Consider the following 19,048-nt stretch of genomic DNA (forward strand, 5'->3'; position numbering starts at 1 on the left):
GGATACTCTACCAATTCTTGGCGTTCTAGCCTATGGCTGACGCCACGCCTTACGGTGAGTCCAGCGCTGCGGGAGGGTCTCCCTCAGCAGGTGACTGGCGAACCCGGAGGGCTATCGGCACGCCGCTGAGTCCTAAGGGGACACGCTACGGGAACGCGTCTAAGGCGTCTTTGTCTTGGCGGTGTGTGCCGCATGCGCACACTACGCGTTGCAAGAGCGTAGGCGTGCAGGAGATACGAGAAATTTAGCTGATTGAGCGATTTTTGCGTAAGTCCAAAACTCAATATAAGGCTACAGAAAACTGTAAAATCTTGCCAACAGAAGCACTCTGGCTCTAGAAAGTGGTTTAATCTTTGAAGCTATTAACATCTCAAATCTTGTAAAACAAGCTAGGGACAAGCAGTCCCAAAGTCACGCGCGTAAGGATTGGTGACTTCGACTCATGCCGCCCTTGATCGCTGCATGAGCAAGCTACGAGGTTTAGCCTAGAATCCCAAGGCTGAATCCAAATGAGCGACAGCGAAATTTGGATAGCCCAGGGAGTGTCAAAACTTTTAACAATAAGAAATGGAATAGAGAGAGGAGGTAAAACGATTCTAGATCTGTAGCTTTTCTCCACAAGTTGTTGAAAAAAGCTATATCGCTTGAAGCTGCGTGCCAAAGCTTTGATCAGAACAGGTTCGCTGTATCCTCACTCCCACGTACGTTTTCACACCTAATACTCAACTTATACAAACACAAAGTTTGATTAAAGTTGATAGTCTTAAAGACAAAATTGCTAGCTTAACACTGGCAAGTCAGCTACATTCTTAAAAAAAAATGAAACTTAAAAAAAAACTAGCAATTTCGGTTGTTAATGGTTGTCAGGAGCTAAATTCAAACTCTATGATCACCATATGTTAGTTTAACGACTAGCAACAGCCAGTGACTCCTGACCTGGAGGGGCTTCGAGTACCCTCAGGCTAGGAAATAAAAAGTGATTTTCTTCAACATATTGAGCTCCAAACAGCCCCTTTTCAGCCCAGAAATAACGGTCTGTTGTGTGTTCGTTTCGCTTTACAAGTAGCAAAGCGGGTGGCAAGATTCCCTCAGCTTGAATGAATTTTCTAGCTGCTGTCACAGGCTTATCTTCACCGCTTTCAATGCTAAATTGAGGCACATGCTCTAAAATTCGCCGCCCTTCTTGGCGACGACGACTCTTTCTCTTGCGTCTTCTTGCCAACCTTCCTTACCTCCTCTAACAAGCGATAGATTGTAGTGATAGCTACAAAATCCGTCGTAATTATAAAAGTTCTAGTTCAAAAATTCAATAGTTTTTAACCTTTTGATACAATCCGATTAATTTATTTTTTTGTATAAAAACCAAAAGCGTTGAACAATATAATTCCTTGGAACGAACTGTTAGTTGCAAGATTCAGTTAAGCTTTGTTAAATAGGAAAAGCCAACTTTTGTTTCTTTTCGTCCGTATAGTCTGTCATTTAAAACAAGGACTGAGAAATGTTAATGTCTACCAGTTCTGAGTTTGTTGCTCTATGCCGAGAGCAATTGGCACTGTTAGCTCAAGGGCTGGAAGCATCTTTGAGCGTTGTTTATTTAACGCAAGAATTCATAGAGGCTTCGACAAGTGAAGCGAAGCTGATTCCTGTGGTAGTTTATCCAGAAACAGCAGTGGAACAGCACTTAGCTAGTGCTTTGGTATTGCCCACCTCAATACCTATTTCAAATCCTAATTGGGCTTCGTATCGTTCCGCCTCTGTCACGTTGGATAAAACACTGTATTCTCGTACGGGTGATGTGTTCAACCAGAAACACAACCGCAATAACCTTCGGTTATTGAAAGCAGCAGAGGATTTTCCCGCCCGATCGCAAGAAAGTGCCACAGGAGATACAGCACCACCGCATTCAACAGAGGGAGAAGAATATTTATTCAAAGGCGACCAAATTGTTTTACCTCTTGTTCATGAAGATGTGATGATGGGTTTGCTCGTCACAGTCAGAGAAGACCGAGTATGGAATGAACAAGAAAGGAGTCAAATAGAACGAGTTGCCCAAACACTATGCCTTGCCTGTATTTTGGATCAGCGTCGAGCATGGTTGCACCAGCAATTGCAACAACAACAAATTTTTCAAGAAAAACAGCAAGATTTACTAGATAATTTATTGCATCAGCTTCGTAACCCATTAACAGCATTGCGTACCTTTGGCAAACTGTTGCTAAAGCGACTGCGACCAGGCGATGCTAACCGCGAGGTAGCAACTAGTATTGTGCGGGAAAGCGATCGCCTCAAAGAATTGTTGCAACAGTTGGATGAAGTTATTGACTTGAGTGCAGAAGATTTAGACCCATTAAGGTTACCGCAAAAAGAAGTGCTTGTGGAAGCAAACGTACAAAAAGATTTCACAGCACCACTCTTGTTGCCCGGTGCAGGAGAGAAAGAAGTTAATTGTTCTGTAGTAAATATCTTGGAACCATTGTTAGTATCAGCCAGAGCTATTGCTCAAGAAAGAAATTTGCAACTCATATCCGAAATTCCCCGTAACTTACCTCTGGTACGCGCTAACACCAAAGCATTACGAGAAGTACTCAGCAATATCATTGACAATGCTTTAAAATACACTCCCACTGGCGGCAAAATTTTGATCCAGACTAGGCAAGAAAAACTTCATTTTCAGGGAATCGCCATTAGTGACACTGGTCCTGGTATTCCACCACAAGATTTACAGCATCTTGGAGAGCGTCATTACCGAGGTGTTCAAGCTCAAACCGAAATTCCTGGCACGGGATTAGGATTATCAATTGCCAAACAGCTCATACAACAAATGCAGGGCGAAATACAAGTTTTTAGCCCTGCTTTAACTTCGCTTAGCTCATCACCTGATGCACCAGGAACGACTTTTATTATTTGGTTACCTGTTGCTAATAGTAAGTCCTGATTACTTACTATTTCAACGAAATCTGAAAGTTTTCACCAATAGTCATTTGTAGGTCAGTGTTTGGATCAATGGCGATTAACTCAACACTCTTTTTACCAAAGAACAGACCAACTAATCCACCGATAGCAGCCCCCCCCAGAACTTCTCCAGCACTAATAGCCTTATCGCCAATTACAAGCGAAACCGCCGCCGCTGCGCCTGCGCCAAGTGCACTATTCCTAAGAATTGTTTGTGTATTGGTGCCTTTTTTGATAGTTTGGGTCTTGGTAATCACTTCAGAAGTCGCATTGATTGGATACTCTTGACCATTGTTGGTTAAAACGAGTTTTTGGGCAACGAATTGAGAACCACCCTTGTTTTTGACGGGACGAAGCTCACCAACCACTTGACTACCTGCTGGAATGAGCAAGTTTCCTTTATCAGTGACAACGTTTTGCGCCACAGTCAGAGTTAAAGGAGCTGTTTCATCCTTAGTCACAAGAATCTTTTCTGCTTTTTCATACCTTATAGGAATAACAGTTCCTTCAGGAATTGTCACCGTGACTGGTTTTGATGGAGTCGGTTCGCCTACTGGTTTTGATGGAGTCGGCTCGCCTAGTGGTTTTGATAGAGTCGGTTCGGCAAAAGTCACAATGTAGGCTGAGTTGATTGTTGCGGCTTTATTGAAACTCACGAGTGCTTGGTAGAGAAAAGCTGCTACTTGTGCCCGAGTTGCAGTTGTATTGGGACTTAGGAATTTAGCATTAGGATAGTTGACAACAATTTGCTTCTCTGTAGCTGCAGCAATAGGGGTACGGGCATAGCCAGAAATGTTAGAAGCGTCGTTGTAATTTTGTAAGATGCTGTCGGTGTTACCGCTAACGTTGTAATTTAAACCGTTAGAGAGAGAAACTAAAACCTGTTCGCGGAGAATATTTTGGTTAGGCTCGAAACGATTGCCAGGATATCCAGATAAAAAACCAGTGGTGTATGCATTCGCAATCGCACTCGATGCCCAATAATTGCTTGGCACATCGTAAAATCCGACTGCCTGCCGTTCTGGTGCTTTTCGGAAAGCTTTGCCAATCATCGCAGCAAATTGAGCACGTGTGACTGCTTCCTCTGGGCGGAAACTGCCATCTGGAAAGCCAGCAATAATACCTCGCTGTGCCAGTTGTCCAATAAATTCTGCTGCCCAATAGTTAGATTGAACGTCAGTAAAACTTGTTTGGGCAAAAGATGCTGTGGGTATCACTAGAGGTGCGATAGTTCCTGTTGTTATGCCCAAAATCATGAATGCAGCACATCCAGATTGCCAACGAAAGCGACCAAACATTATATTTTTACTCCCCACACAACCTGCTATTTTCTGTTAGTAAAATGGACTACTTTTGGCTGAAATTATTCCCAAAAAAAGTGTTTCGGTTAATACTTTTGTTCAGCTAAAAGAGTCATGAAAGGATAAGGAATGAAGTGTAAATAACTTCTTTCTTCTTTCACCCTTGGAATTTTATTCAGTTCATAACCAGCCCCGTCTATGTCATTTGTAATAACAAATGACTCATGACTGCCTTAACAAATAAATACGCAACGGTAGATGCGCATTAGCTTATTTATTTTCCTAAATGTTTCGCCAAGAAAAACGATTTATCCGAAGCATCCCAAATGTGTAAATTCACAGAAAGGATGATTGCTTTGTTCTACCCTTTGGGTTCCCCCTTAGGGTATTTCCTTAGCCTGCACTTTGCACTCACGCTCTTCACCACCAGGAGGAAAATCTCTCCTGAGGCTTACACTCACTACGTTACTTATGCCCTCTGGACACCCTGCTTTGAACGTGGCGGACGAAGACTTTTGGAAAATTGGGATGCTCCTGATTTCTATGTAATCGTAAGACGTGCGATCAATAAAATAGTTGCAGAAAAATGATAAATTTTACATAAATTAGAATAAGCGATATCGCGGCTTTGCCCAATCACGCGCAATATCCTCATCTGTGACGCATTTAAATTATATACAGCTAGAAGCCAGACCATTTACTAACAGGTTGTTTTCTTCCGGATTCAACTTTAAAATTGCTGACTTACTTCGTCTTCGTTTCCAAGAAGAGGAGGGGTTGCTCTTGTGGCAGCCCCTTGGTAGTGTGAGGGCAATTGGGTAAAGCACCCTGCCCCTTTGGAGCAGTTGTATTGCAAACAGATAGAACTCACGACCTAAATTAGGATAAGCCTAGTAGTAACCACGGGGTACAAACAAACTAGAGCGCAGAGTCAGATCTAAATCTCCTCTTTGGGGTTCAATAACGATAACTTCAGTCTTTTTGCGTCTGAGTAGAACACTTGCTGCAGCACCTGCACCAGCACCAAGTATAGGTTCGAGCGGTTGAATTTTGCGGTCACCTGTTATCAGTGAAATCACACTAGCCGCACCTGCACCAATAGCAGCATCTTGGATGATTTTATCTGTTCTACCTCCTTTACTAATTTCTTCCTTTCTGGTAATAGCCCGAGAAGTTGCATTAATAGACTGTCGTTCACCATTAGGAAGTATTAACTCTTGAGCGACAAAATAAGTACCTTTTTGACCATTTCTGGTGACTGGTTGCAATTGTCCTTCAATTTCACTTCCTTCAGGAATTAACACATTTCGTGAACTGTCTACAAGGTTTCTTGCGACTTTCAGTTTTATACGTGTCGTTTCATCAGGAGTGACAACAATTTTATCTTTGTCATATGTCATTGGCACTGTAAATCCAGCAGGAATTGAAACTCTTCCTGATGGTGTTTGTGTTCTTTGACCATTAAAGATTACTTGTGCAGAAGCAGGAGCAAACATAAACATGGGTGCAATGGAGCCTGTTGTTATTGCCATTGCCATGAGTGCAGCGCTTCCTGTTTTCCAACGATGAAATTGACTCATTGTAAAGTCCTTTTGTTCTTTTTCTTAATGTATGAGTTCTTAATGTATGAGACGTGCTGTTACTGAGATTGTTTCTAGCTCTTTTTAAACCTATCAGTAGGCATATTCCGAGTGGAAAGTGACTTGTACGACGGTAAGAAGGTGCAATTGTTCCTCTTTAATTCTTATATCGTTTATCTGCTTTAATGAAAAGTAACGAAAGATATATATGACGCAAATATTATAAAATAGTTCCTGAATGCTTTCACATGCTATATGTCCGACGAACTACAGCAGAATATGTCTTGCGGACACGCTATGCGAACAGAAATCAGAAGTCGAAAGTCAGAAGTAAAAAAGGCTTATAGTCTGGCTTTTAGACCTCAGTATTGTATTTCAATTACTTGCAATGTGCTGTATGTTCAGCAATAGGCAACGGTATGCTGAATGCAATCTGTTCTTTCTATTGTATTCCTTCTTGATTAAAATGGTAAATTTTAAGAGTCATACATCTGTGGTTTCTAAAACCATAAGCAATGAGCTTATTACTTTTGTGTAAAATTGCTACAGTTCATTCACTCACAAATTGCAGATAAGTTTTATACACTGTCAGCGCACCATCTCTCAATACACCTGTTTTGTGTCAAGTTTTGTCATTTTGCATGATTTCTCGACTTTAAGTTCAGGGTAAAAGCAAGGGATAAGTCTTGCAGATTATAAAGATTTATCATCTTCTTGAGCGTAGTAGCGGATTGGATTTAGCTCAAGTAAGACACCTGTTACACACTTGGAGAAACGAAGAATCTGTCTTCTAGCTTGAGCAGAATAACTGTAAATATTTGTAATAAAAAGCGTGGTTCTGCATAAAATCTGTAGCTGAGAAGTGAGTTATAGAAGATTTGCTATCTGTTAGTAACAGAAGTGCATCGTCTTTTATCAGCTTGCTCTAACTTCAGCATTTATGACTTACACCAAAACTACTATTCACGATTTTTTGGCTGAATTATTCCCATTCGATCAATTGCCAACAGCAACCCTAACAAAATTAGGCGAAAAAGTACAGCTTTTGCGCTACAGCATGGGTCAGACAATTCTCCTGCCCGAACACATACCAGCTCAAATATCCATTCTCTACGAAGGACAAGCACGCCTATTAAGTTACGCTCCTCACACCCAGACGCCTGTGACACTACAATTACTTAAAAAAGGAGACATCCTAGGTTGGACTAGCTTGCTACGAGGGATTCCTTGTGAGACGGTCATTGCCTCTACTGAAACAATCTGTTTAACTTTAGAAGCGACAGAGTTTTTAGACCTGCTAAAACATAACCCTACTTTTGCAAAAGGCTTTGAGAATCGCTGTAGTGTGAGCGAAGTTTTTGAGCTATTGGGTGCTGAACTGGCGCAGCAAGCTGATAGCAAAGTTATACTGCTTTCCTCTGGTGCATCCGATATTAAAGAACTGACTTTCAAAGTCTTAAAGGAAGCAGTTGTTTTCACCCTTCCACAGGGCAAAACTCTTCTAAAACAACTAGACTCCAATCTAGTCTGGTTTGTCAGTGGTGGAAAGCTGAAGAATCTTCCTGTGGGAAGTCGCTTACAACTAAAGGATGGACCAACCCAATTAAACGTCTCTGATAAGAAGAGTGCGGTTCGCTTGGTGGGTATCCCAAAAGCAACTCTTTCTCCAAAAGCTTCTAGAAGCACAGAAGAATCAACACAGAGAAATTTAGAAAAAAATTTATCGCTGGAAGATATACCATTAGGACCGAAGCGTCCTCCTAAGCTGGTAGCAAAAATAGATTCTGATGATGAGCGATGCGGAAGCCGCCGCCTTCGGCGATCGCCATCGCACAAATATCCTTATATCCACGGCAGAGGTTCAGTAGAGGCAACTTTAGCTTGCTTCCAGATGCTGAGTCAATATTGGCACATTCCCTTTCGCCAAGATGTGATTCGCAAAGTCGTCAACAATCAGATTCAGCGCACTCAAAGCCTTTCGTTACAACTATGCGGTGCTGTGGCTGAATTAATGGGGTTAAATGCTCAATTAATCCATATTCCAGCATCAGCTGTGACAAGATTGCAAGCTCCAGCCATCATTCGCTGGCAGGATAGTTTCGCAATCCTTTACGAAATCAGCGAACAAAAGCTGATACTTGCAATACCGGAAAGTGGCATTGTGCAGCAAAAGCCAGCCAAGTTTATCGAAAACTGGGGTGATGAAGGTCAAGTATTGCTGCTTAAACCTACCAAATCTACTCCTAAGCAGCGGTTTAGTTTACGTTGGTTTATCCCTTCTCTTTTTAAATACCGCAAAGTTCTTTTTGAAGTCCTGCTTGCTTCATTTTTTGTCCAAATCTTTACTTTAGCGAATCCTTTAATTATCCAGGTGATTATTGATAAAGTCATTATTCAAAACAGCTTTGATACTTTGCATGTTATGGGAATTTTGCTGTTAATTCTAGCTGTTTTTGAAGGGCTTTTAACGAGTCTCCGTACTTATTTATTTGTCGATACGACTAACCGGATTGACCTGACTTTAGGATCAGAAATTATTGACCATCTGTTGCGTCTACCCTTGCGCTATTTTGAAAGACGACCTGTAGGAGAACTCGCAACAAGAGCGAATGAACTCGAAAATATTCGTTCATTCCTAACAGGAACTGCTTTAACTGTGGTGTTAGATGCGGTTTTTTCCCTCATCTACATTTTGGTGATGATGGTTTACAGTTGGCTGATGACTCTTGTGGCTTTGGCAACTGTTCCCTTGTTTGCACTGCTCACGGCGTTGGTTTCCCCGATTGTGCGACGACAACTGCGAGAGAAAGCTGTGCGTAATGCCCAAACTCAGTCCTATTTGGTGGAGGTGCTGTCAGGTATCCAAACCGTGAAAGCACAAAATATTGAGTTGCGATCGCGCTGGCAATGGCAAGAACACTACAGTCAGTATGTGACTGCTGGTTTTCAAACTGTGATCACTTCCACGACTGCCAGTGCCACTAGCCATTTTCTCAACCAAGTTTCTGGTTTATTAATCCTGTGGATGGGATCTTACTTAGTACTTCAGGGACAACTAAGCCTAGGACAACTCATCGCCTTCCGCATCATTGCCAGCTATGTCACTGCTCCTTTACTACGATTAACCCAACTGTGGCAAAACTTCCAAGAAACGGCTCTCTCTCTAGAACGCCTCGCCGATATTGTGGATACTCCCATTGAAGCTGACGAAACAGATCGCAATAACATTCCTATGCCTGCCATCAAAGGCGCTGTCACGTATGAAAATGTCTCGTTTCGCTTTAACCCCAGTGGTCCCCTTCAGCTTGTGAATATTAACCTCGATTTTACACCTGGACAGTTTGTTGGCATTGTCGGACAGAGTGGTTCTGGTAAAAGCACCTTGATGAAGCTTTTACCTCGACTTTATGACATTGAGTCCGGCAGAATTCTCATTGATGACTATGACATTGCCAAGGTAGAACTTTATTCCCTGCGCCGTCAGATAGGGATGGTGCTTCAGGACTCACTCTTGTTTGATGGTACTGTACAGGAAAATATTGCCCTGACAAATCCAGATGCCACAACAGAAGAAATTATTGAGGCTGCTAAAATTGCTGCTGCCCATGATTTTATTATGTCTTTGCCGAATGGCTATAACACCAGAGTCGGGGAGAGAGGTTCAGCTTTATCTGGAGGACAACGACAGCGAATTGCGATCGCTCGTACAGTTTTACAAAACCCCCATTTACTCGTTCTCGACGAAGCCACCAGTGCCCTAGATTACCATTCTGAACGGCAGGTATGCCTCAATTTAGCAAAAGCGTTCCAGGGGCGTACGGTCTTTTTCATTACCCATCGTTTAAGCACTGTCAAACATGCTGATGTCATTTTGCTGCTCGATAAAGGAGCAGCTGTGGAACAAGGAACTCACGCACAACTGATGGCTCAAAGAGGTCGTTATTACTGCCTTTATCAGCAGCAAGAAACACAACTTTAACAGTTATCAGTTATCAGTTTCACTGTTCACTGTTCACTGTTCACTGGTTTAAGTCCCCCACGAAATCCCAATTCAAAATTCAAAATATGCCCTCCGGGCACGCTGCACTAACAAAATTCAAACAAGAGGATAGCCATGAGTGAATACAATGGGCGCAATCTTCAACAAGCAACTATCTCTACACCGAGAGCACTTCCAAATGAAGTGAAAGTACCGATAAAATTCCCTGTTGATAGTAGCAAGTTTACTCCATCTGTTGTCTTACAACAATCACCTTTTTGGTCACGAGCTGTCGTCTGGGGATTGATGGCGGTGACAACCTCTGCTGTCATTTGGGCAAATGTCGCGAAAATAGAGGAAGCAATTCCTACCCAAGGCAAACTGGAACCACAAGAAACTGTTAAGGAAGTACAAGCTCCTGTAAATGGGGTAGTTAAAACAGTCTATGTTAAGGATGGGCAAAAAGTCAGCCGTGGCGATTTGCTTTTGAGGCTAGATTCAACAGCGGCGCAAGCTCAACTGAAATCTTTCAAAAAAATTCGGACTACATTGATCCAGGAAAATCAATTTTACCGTACCCAAATCAATGGGCAGAATGCTCCATCTGTCAACGAGCAATCAATCACTCAACTCAAACTACCTCCAGGATTAGAATCTCTCGCCAAAAGCCGAGCCGCACTTAGTGCAGAAAATCGACTTTACCGACTTCAACTGAGTGGGATATCTCAAAGCATAAACCTCACGCCGGAGGAACAAGCTCGCTTGCAATTTAGTCAAGCGGAACTAAAATCTCGGATTGCAGCTGACAAGTTAGCAATTGAACAATCAGAAAAACAACTCGGCGAAAATCAAGCTCAGCTATCTTCTGCTCAAGATATTCGATCTGTGAATCAAACTATTCTTAATAATCTTGAATCTGTTGTCAAAGAAGGGGCAATTGCTCGTGTGCAACTGCTTAAGCAACAACAGGAAGTACGTACACATCAAGCAGATGTGGAACGGCTGATGGAAGAACAAGCGCGTTTACGGTTTGCGATCGCTCAATCAAAAGAAAAGCTGCAAAATACAATTGTCGCTGCTAAAAAGGATTTGTTAACTAAAATTGCTGACAATGAAAAACAAATTGCTCAAATAGATAGCGAGTTGAATAAGGCAATTCTCGAAAATGAAAAGAAGATTGCTGAAATCGACAGTCAAATCAGTCAATCACAAGTCACTTTACAATATCAAGAAATCCGCTCTTCTGCCGATGGAATTGTTTTTGATTTACAAGCTCGTTTTCCGGGTTTTGTAGCTAATTCTACTCAACCAGTTCTCAAAATTGTGCCTAACGATGGTTTGATGGCAAAGGTCTTTATTACTAATAAAGATATCGGTTTTGTGAAAGAGGGAATGAAAGTGGATGTGAGAATTGACTCTTTTCCTTTTAGTGAATTTGGTGATATCAAAGGTGAATTAGTTTCGATTGGTTCTGATGCACTACCACCAGATGAAATCCGTAAAGTTTACACTTTTCCTGCTAAAATTCGCTTAGAGCGTCAATCTTTGATGATGAAGAATCGGGAATTACCTCTGCAATCAGGAATGTCAGTTAGTGCGAATATTAAAGTAAGGAATCGCACTGTTATTAGCATTTTTACGGATTTGTTTGCGAAGGAAGTTGATAATATGAAGTCTATAAGATGATTTTCCTAGGATTGACAACTGGGGAGCGCGTTGATCAAGAGAAACACATTTTTAACAAAAGAACTCAGGAGTCAGGAGTCAGGAGTCAGAATGGCTCCTGTACGACTGGCGGATTCGTGATGTGATCTAAATCCCCACCGTCTACACGGGAGCCAGTACTGCAGGAGGGTTTCCCTCCGTAGCTATCTGGCGTTGTCTGCAGTTGGTTGGGGTTTGAATCCCCAACGAAGGTGATTCTGACTCCTGGATTCTGAATTCTGACTTCTTCTTCAATATTTTGAAATGTGTTTGTCTTGTCATTGAGTGGGAGTAATTACACTGCTGAAACTCCCCACACAACTATTGATGTAGATTGGGAACTCCCAACCTACATCAATAAAATCATCTTAAGTTACGGCTATGATTCATACGAATTTGCAAATGCAATCGAGCAAAACAGCGCCATCTAGACAAATCTGAAATCCCTTCCAATGTACACGTCGGTTGAGTCTTGCACGATAGCAAGTAAGTTATTGTTGTAGTAAATCCCAGTATCTAGGGCGGAACCGCCAGCTAAGTTTTCTTGTCGGAGTGAGTACTGGCTAGAAGTGCCACCAGCTTCGATGTAATCGTATTGCGACTCCCAGTCTGTAATGGTGGCATAGCCATCATCTTGGTACAATACATCGCGAAATGCATTAGCAAGACTGAAAGTATCAGATCCAGCTCCACCTGTTAAAGTGTCATATTCAGGACTACTTGCAAATCCACTGGTACCCCTAATATAATCATCTCCATTTCCACCATATAAGGTGTCGTTACCTGTATCTCCATACAAAAAATCGTTTCCATCGTAGCCCACCAGAGTATCGTTATCATCTCCACCGTGGAGGCTGTCATTACCGTAACCTCCTAGCAAGTAGTCATTGCCTTTGTCGCCATAGAGGTAATCATTACTGGTGTCATATGCAGACGGGGTGCCGCCATCAAGATAATCGTCACCATCTCCGCCACGCAGCGTGTCAGTTCCATAGCCGCCATACAAGGTATCGTTACCGCCCTCTCCGTATAAGTAGTCGTTGCCGTCGCCGCCATCCACATAGTCGTTACCCCAGTCAGCGAAAACAGTATCGTTACCGTCGTAGGCGAGAATACGGTCAGAATGCCCACTGCCATATAGAGTTTCAGAACCATTAGTGCCATTGATGTCTGCCATTTTAGTTTCTCCTTATTTATTAAAGTGATGATTCTGGTTGGTATTTGAACAGAGAGTGAAGTTTTTTCCCTGCTTCTGTCTATAACTCATCTGAAAAAGCTATGGTTTTCTGCAAAATTTCAATCAAATTACAGGAATAAATTTTTGTAAAAAAAGCTGTCAATTCTGGTTGTTTACTCAAAGTAATAATTGAGAGATTACTAATGCAAAGCGCAGTGAATATTCGCGCTGCGCAATACTTTATATTTCACTCAACTCAAACATCAAATAGCTGCTTCATAACTGCTGTTGTAACCAGCCCTCAAAAAGTTCACGAAGTAATCTTCGACGCATAGAATCATTCAACTGTGCTGGAATCAATTTTTCGAGGCGTACAATCAACAGCCATTCTTCCAAGGGCATGGGAGACCAAAGTTGACCAGGTTGACTAATTGAAAGCAATTGAGCCAGTTTTGGGTGAATAGTGCCTAGTTCAACTGGACCAATAATTCCACCAGTTTGAGCTTCTGAACCTTGTGAGTATTCGTAAGCCAGTTCGGCAAACGTCTGCTCTCGTTCTTGAAGGCGAAAGTAAAGTTCTTCAGCAATACCTTTATCTTTAGTCCGAATCAAAGAATAGATGACTTGATCGAGCTGGCTTTTGCGTTTTAAAAAGTAAGACTCTAGTTTGTTACCCCAAGTTGCACGCTTAAATTTTTCAATTTTCAGCATCCGCACAATCAAGGCTTCTCCTAAGTCATTTTGGCTGTTGCAATAACGCTCTAACCAAGCTTGTTGTTGAATGTCTGAGGTTAGTTGATTTTGCTGATAAAATTGGTGGTAACCAACAGCCGTTTCTTCAGGAGTGCATTCGATACGAGCAATGGCTTGGTCAATAATACTCTCACGCAACAATTGGGGCAGCATTTGGTAGCTGGTTAGCAGTGGAATGACTTCCTCAGCTGTAATTGTTCGTTTCCCAAGTTGTAAAACTGTTGTCATATCTGCTTAGCTTCTCAATTTTGTAAGCAAGATCCGGATTTAAGCCCCCGGATTTATACGTGGGGTTCTTAATTTCTCACTGTGCGAATGCCGTACCTTATGAATTAAGCGAAGGAGGTGACTGGTTTAATTCAGCACTTATGCAACTCAGTTTAAGAGCAGTTGTACAGTAATTATTTTGCATGGTGGGTCAAAGATGTAGATTTCATAGATGTAGATTGGGAAGCCCCAATCTACATCTACAGAGTCATCCTTAGTTGCAGCTAGAACTCGTAAGATGCATACAAATTCAATCCTCCACAACAGTTCTGTCTAGACGAATCTGAAGTCCCGTGAAAAGTTCACGTCGGTCGTGTCTTGCACAACAGCAATCACATTTTCAGGCGTCTGAGCCCCATAGTAAATAAGGGTATCTGTAGCGGAACTACCTTCCCAGTTGCCCGTGCCAAGTGAGTAGGAGATACCATTGTATGATTGTGTATTAGCATTGCCAGGGACTTCTATCCAATCATATGCGCCATTGAAGTCCGTAATGGTAGCGTAGCCATATCCTTGGTAGGAGACTCCCCACCAGCCACCAAGAACGAAAACGTCAGACCCTGCTTCACCTTTTAAGGTGTCATATTCCGTGCCGGTGGTTGCATAACCATCAAGACGATCATCTCCATCTCCGCCCCACAGGATGTCGTTGCCAGCCCCGCCATATAGTTTATCGTTGTCTGCCTCTCCAAACAGAACATCGTCGCCATTATCACCGTATAGAACGTCATTACCTGTACGACCCAAGATCGTGTCATTACCGTCACCGCCATACACAGTGTCGTTGCCAGATCCGGCATCGATTATGTCGCCACCTCCTCGACCGTAGATTATGTCGTCGCCTTCTTTGCCAAAGATGGAAATGTCGGCTTGGTCAGTGCCATTTATTGATGAGTGGAAGTTACCATCTGGACCGTAGGTATCGTTGTCATTGTAGATGGTGCCGTAAATAGCAGGCATTTTAGTTTCTCCTTATTTTTTTAAGTTGGTATTTGAACAGAAGGTGAAGTTTTCTTCCCCTCCTTCTGTCTATAACTCAACTGAAAAAGCTATAGTTTTCTGCAATTTTCAAACAAAATTCTAAATATTAATTTATGTAAAAAAAATGTGAGCACGTATAGCGATCGCACTGTCATGAGTATGAGTATTTCTATTGTTTTATTTACGACATTAACTCAACTGCTGTTGTAACCAGCCCTCAAAAAGTTCACGAAGTAATCTTCGACGCATAGAATCATTCAACTGTGCTGGAATCAATTTTTCGAGGCGTACAATCAACAGCCATTCTTCCAAGGGCATGGGAGACCAAAGTTGACCAGGTTGACTAATTGAAAGCAATTGAGCCAGTTTTGGGTGAATAGTGCCTAGTTCAACTGGACCAATAATTCCACCAGTTTGAGCTTCTGAACCTTGTGAGTATTCGTAAGCCAGTTCGGCAAACGTCTGCTCTCGTTCTTGAAGGCGAAAGTAAAGTTCTTCAGCAATACCTTTATCTTTAGTCCGAATCAAAGAATAGATGACTTGATCGAGCTGGCTTTTGCGTTTTAAAAAGTAAGACTCTAGTTTGTTACCCCAAGTTGCACGCTTAAATTTTTCAATTTTCAGCATCCGCACAATCAAGGCTTCTCCTAAGTCATTTTGGCTGTTGCAATAACGCTCTAACCAAGCTTGTTGTTGAATGTCTGAGGTTAGCTGGTTTTGTTGATAAAACTGCTGGTAAGCAAAAGCAGTTTCCTCAGAGGTGCATTCGATAGATGCGATCGCTTGGTCAATAATACTCTCACGCAACAATTGGGGCAGCATTTGGTAACTACTCAGTAGTGGAATGACTTCCTCAGCCGTAATTGTTCGTTTTCCAAGTTGTAAAACTGTTGTCATATCTGCTTAGCTTCTCAATTTCGTAAGCAAGATTCTGTAAGCAAGGGGAAGACAGATAGATATGTGCTGTGCTGGCGATACATCATGCGCCAGCACCGTTTAGCATCAATTACCCTGTCGATCTGGTTTGACAGTATTGTCTGACAATGCTACCAGATGCCTTAGTTATTTGTTAGCCTTCTTACCCCTGAAGGTCTCAACCAATGTTCAAGCTGGAGGAACATAGGTGTAGTCAAAGTTAAGCGTATAGTCGGTACTGCCACTGTATTGATAGACCTGCAGGTAGTAAGAACCTCCTTGATTGATGTTGAAAATAGTGTCATTTGCAGTACCAAGATTCTGCGACTTATCAATTTCCTCACCTGCGTCAACGATGCGATTGTTATTGGAGTCTCTAATGAGTCGGATGTCAGCATCGTTGCTTAATCCAGAGAGAGTAATACTACTAATTGTATCAGAACCAACAGAACCACCAATGCGAAGGAGATGGAAGTAATAAAGATCACTAGTGTTGCTATCACCTAAAGATCCATTAAAGGTCTGATCCTGAAATATTCCAGTCCAGTCACCTGCTGTAAATTCCTTAGAGAGAAGGTTACTAGGTGTAGTTGAGTAAGAGCGAGTGGTCGATAGTCTCAGATCGTAATCGGTACTATTGTCATTAAATGAATAGACTTTAGCAATGTAGTTACCTGCTTCCGCTACGACATTAATCGCTTCATCATGAGCCTCATTATACCCAAAAGTTGAATTTTGAATCCACGTGTCTACCCCGTCATCAATCACACCATTGTTGTTAACGTCCCGATATAGTACAACATCAGCATCAGCGCTCGTCCCAGTAAGAGACAGGTTGATGTTACCGGGACTATCCAGCCTAAAACGGTAGGTGTCGTAGGGTTCACTGCTGTTGACGGAGTGATGCTCGACAGGTGTTGGTGTTTCACTAAGTGTACCAAGGTTAATATTTTGGATTGCCATTTCATTCCTTCCTGAAAATGTTTAGGTATCAATTAACTGGTTTAATTCAGCACTGACGCAACTCAATTACTGATACATCACAGCTAGTAGTGAATGAGCAGTTCAGTCAAAACCCTATTCATCTGTAGTTGTGACGTGCCTCGATTGCGTAATTTCAAAACAGCTGTTGTAGGTTAGTATTTGAACAGAGGGTTAAACCTTTTCCTCCCTTCTGTCTATAACTCAACTGAAAAAGCGATAGTTTTCTGCAAAATTCCAAATATTAATTTATGTAGAAAAGTAGTAAATTCTGGTACAGATAGTTCTTGCTCCTTATTGCTCAATTCAACGAGATCAACCCATCACTAACCAATTTAGCGAGCTGCGAGAGCAGCCAGCTTTTAAAAAGTTCATTGAGCAGTTGCTGGCGCATGGCTTGGTTGAGTTGAACTGGGATCAGTTTTTCTAGTCGCACAATAACTACCCATTCCCCTAACCGGGTGGGAGGCAAAAGTTGACCAGGTTGACTAATTTCTATTGACGAGTGCAGGACATCCCATAAACACTACCATTCCATTTTGAAAAGCCACTAGCATAGCGCTGATCCCATGTATGTATTGCTAAAAACCACTGCGTTTGATTGCTCTGAACAGATAGAGGCAGTACATGATCTTTGCGATCAGTAGGAGGATCGATTGAAGGATCGTAAGGTCTTTGTATAACAGCCCAAGAATTATCACCTATTTGCCCTATGACCGAATCATAATGCAGCCAGAACCTTACCTGTACTGGAGGTTGACCGTCGTTATTACAGATCCATGTTCCTACCCAATCTGAGGCTGTTAGTGCTTCCGCTTTTTGAGTGGTTGATAAACAAAGACTTGCTACATTTATTACACTCAGCCCTAAGAAAAGTGGTACTAGACGGGTGATTTTTTTCATCCAAGCTTTTCTGGTGGCGTAGATACTACTCATTATCGTCTTTCCTTACTTAGTGTACTTATTTTGGTCGCTACAGTTAAGTTTCCTTTCCCTCCTTCTGTCTATAACTCAACGAAAAAGCGATCATTTTCTGCAAAATCTCAAATATTAATTTCTGTAACAAAAGCAATAATTTCTGGCTGTTTAGCCAAAGTAACAATTGAGATATGACTAATGCAAAGCGCAGTGAACACTCACTCAGCGCAACACCATCGGTTCATCATATTGGAGCACCTAATCTGATGCTCCACCTGGTTGTTTAGAGAATGAAAAACAATCATGAACACTTTAGTAAAGAGTTGCACTCCCAGTAGCACTTTCATGACTATGGATGAGCGACTCAAACAACTTGTCCAACAGGCGCAACGATATGCTCCTGAGTCTGAAGAACGAGAGTTGGCGTTAACTCGGCTCGTTGATGAAATATTGCGATCGCCTAAGGGGCGGCTCCCAGAGGGAGCATCGCGCAAAGTTGATCGTCCACCTATCGCTCAACCTCTATTTAGTATTTCTAAGGAAATTTACGAACAATTACGAAAAAAACTTTTTCATAACATTGATGAGAAACTTAATAATTACAACCCAAGATTTCTTCCTGTGAGGGCATGGATAAACGATTTGCGGAATCGGACTTATCAAGAAGTCCTGAACGATGAACAACTCAAAAAACTGGCACTAGAAGCCCAACAACACCCACCACTAACTGAGTTACGGCAGTATGCTTTAGGGGAACTGGTTGAGGCAATTCGTCTATCGGGCAAGCTTGCTCACCCGCATCGACAAAGATTCTCGCCTCAGTTTTATGACCTAATTTACGAAGAAGCTGTTAACAAAACACTAGCTTATATTTGCCGAAAAATTAATACTTATGACCCTGATAGAGGTAACAGAAAGTTCATGAACTGGGTAAATTTTCGATTGGATCGCTCTATTATAGAGTCCTATCATGAACTCAGAGATCCCAGGCTCCGAGAATTACCTTCACTCTCTGATTTAGAGATGATACCACAGCAAGAAGAACCACCTTCATTATTTGAGATAATTCGTGAAAAAATAGAAGAAGATAGTGAAAATCTTTTTAAGCAAGCTCATATCAAAAATCGACCAGATGCTAATTTTAAAGCTATAGCTTTGGCGAGATTTTCTGGAAAAAGCTGGGACGAGATTTCAGCAGAATTTCAAATTTCAATATCAACTCTAAGTGTTTTTTATCAGCGTTGTTGTAATAAATTTCGCTCTCAGTTTCGAGAATAGTGCAAATGAACTATCTGTTTAATAAAACTGAGACTTCAAGAGCGAGTATTATGGCTTGGCACCTTCTTAGCATTCAACATAGCCTTTGGTTAAGTTGCTCTGCGTTTTTACACCAGGAGTACGGAAAATATGTAAAGCTTTTGTGAGAAAATATTATTGTTTTCATGAAAACAATCCAGACAACAGTGAAATTACAGCTATTCGTGTTTGGATGATATGTATTATTCCCAAATACACCAGAAAATTAAGGTCGGGAATAAGT

Annotated in this window: 14 protein-coding genes; 5 read left to right on the top strand and 9 right to left on the bottom strand. The window is 41.8% G+C overall.

Annotated elements, in window-relative coordinates; genetic code table 11:
- Window positions 1–904: 904 nt before the first annotated feature.
- Window positions 905–1,222, bottom strand: coding sequence for a DUF3155 domain-containing protein (locus AC5590_RS16460; RefSeq protein ID WP_048872001.1), 318 nt, complete (start codon window positions 1,220–1,222; stop codon window positions 905–907).
- A gap of 276 nt (window positions 1,223–1,498) precedes the next feature.
- Here AC5590_RS16460 and AC5590_RS16465 point away from each other — a divergent pair, with 276 nt between their 5' ends.
- On the top strand, window positions 1,499–2,935 hold the full coding sequence (locus tag AC5590_RS16465; RefSeq protein ID WP_169264620.1) for a sensor histidine kinase: 1,437 nt from the start codon (window positions 1,499–1,501) through the stop codon (window positions 2,933–2,935).
- 7 nt (window positions 2,936–2,942) lie between these two features.
- On the opposite strand, the gene AC5590_RS16470 is transcribed toward AC5590_RS16465, so the two are convergent.
- On the bottom strand, window positions 2,943–4,250 hold the full coding sequence (locus AC5590_RS16470; RefSeq protein ID WP_169264621.1) for an S-layer homology domain-containing protein: 1,308 nt from the start codon (window positions 4,248–4,250) through the stop codon (window positions 2,943–2,945).
- A gap of 329 nt (window positions 4,251–4,579) precedes the next feature.
- Here AC5590_RS16470 and AC5590_RS16475 point away from each other — a divergent pair, with 329 nt between their 5' ends.
- Window positions 4,580–4,843 carry a hypothetical protein gene (locus tag AC5590_RS16475; protein WP_169264622.1) on the top strand — a complete coding sequence of 88 codons (264 nt, stop codon included), beginning with the start codon at window positions 4,580–4,582 and terminating at the stop codon, window positions 4,841–4,843.
- A gap of 300 nt (window positions 4,844–5,143) precedes the next feature.
- Here the strand turns inward: AC5590_RS16475 and AC5590_RS16480 are convergent, their stop codons facing one another.
- Complete coding sequence (locus AC5590_RS16480; protein WP_169264623.1) at window positions 5,144–5,833, bottom strand: TraB/TrbI/VirB10 family type IV secretion system protein; 690 nt, start codon at window positions 5,831–5,833, stop codon at window positions 5,144–5,146.
- A gap of 940 nt (window positions 5,834–6,773) precedes the next feature.
- Here AC5590_RS16480 and AC5590_RS16485 point away from each other — a divergent pair.
- A complete protein-coding gene (locus AC5590_RS16485) occupies window positions 6,774–9,812 on the top strand; it encodes a peptidase domain-containing ABC transporter (RefSeq protein WP_169264624.1) in 3,039 nt (1,012 codons plus the stop codon).
- Window positions 9,813–9,947: 135 nt separating this feature from the next.
- Complete coding sequence (locus tag AC5590_RS16490; RefSeq protein WP_169264625.1) at window positions 9,948–11,498, top strand: beta-barrel domain-containing protein; 1,551 nt, start codon at window positions 9,948–9,950, stop codon at window positions 11,496–11,498.
- 445 nt (window positions 11,499–11,943) lie between these two features.
- Here the strand turns inward: AC5590_RS16490 and AC5590_RS16495 are convergent, their stop codons facing one another.
- From AC5590_RS16495 to AC5590_RS16520, 6 genes are all read right to left on the bottom strand, one after another.
- Entirely contained in the window at window positions 11,944–12,693 is a 750-nt protein-coding gene (locus AC5590_RS16495) for a calcium-binding protein (protein WP_169264626.1), read from the bottom strand.
- Window positions 12,694–12,969: 276 nt separating this feature from the next.
- Entirely contained in the window at window positions 12,970–13,674 is a 705-nt protein-coding gene (locus tag AC5590_RS16500) for a peptidylprolyl isomerase (protein ID WP_169264627.1), read from the bottom strand.
- Window positions 13,675–13,986: 312 nt separating this feature from the next.
- Window positions 13,987–14,673 (bottom strand): calcium-binding protein, encoded by a 687-nt coding sequence (locus tag AC5590_RS16505; RefSeq protein ID WP_169264628.1) that lies wholly within the window; start codon window positions 14,671–14,673, stop codon window positions 13,987–13,989.
- 210 nt (window positions 14,674–14,883) lie between these two features.
- The gene (locus AC5590_RS16510) at window positions 14,884–15,591 is read right to left on the bottom strand and encodes a peptidylprolyl isomerase (protein WP_169264629.1); all 708 of its coding nucleotides are present in this window, start codon (window positions 15,589–15,591) and stop codon (window positions 14,884–14,886) included.
- A gap of 207 nt (window positions 15,592–15,798) precedes the next feature.
- Window positions 15,799–16,572 carry a pre-peptidase C-terminal domain-containing protein gene (locus AC5590_RS16515; protein ID WP_169264630.1) on the bottom strand — a complete coding sequence of 258 codons (774 nt, stop codon included), beginning with the start codon at window positions 16,570–16,572 and terminating at the stop codon, window positions 15,799–15,801.
- Between the two features lie 513 nt (window positions 16,573–17,085).
- A complete protein-coding gene (locus AC5590_RS16520) occupies window positions 17,086–17,526 on the bottom strand; it encodes a hypothetical protein (protein ID WP_169264631.1) in 441 nt (146 codons plus the stop codon).
- A 285-nt stretch (window positions 17,527–17,811) separates the two neighbouring features.
- On the opposite strand from AC5590_RS16520, the gene AC5590_RS16525 reads away from it, so the two are divergent.
- Entirely contained in the window at window positions 17,812–18,786 is a 975-nt protein-coding gene (locus AC5590_RS16525; RefSeq protein ID WP_246162741.1) for a hypothetical protein, read from the top strand.
- The last annotated feature ends 262 nt before the right edge of the window (window positions 18,787–19,048 follow it).

This window comes from Brasilonema octagenarum UFV-OR1 (assembly GCF_963888615.1).
Lineage (GTDB): Bacteria > Cyanobacteriota > Cyanobacteriia > Cyanobacteriales > Nostocaceae > Brasilonema > Brasilonema sennae.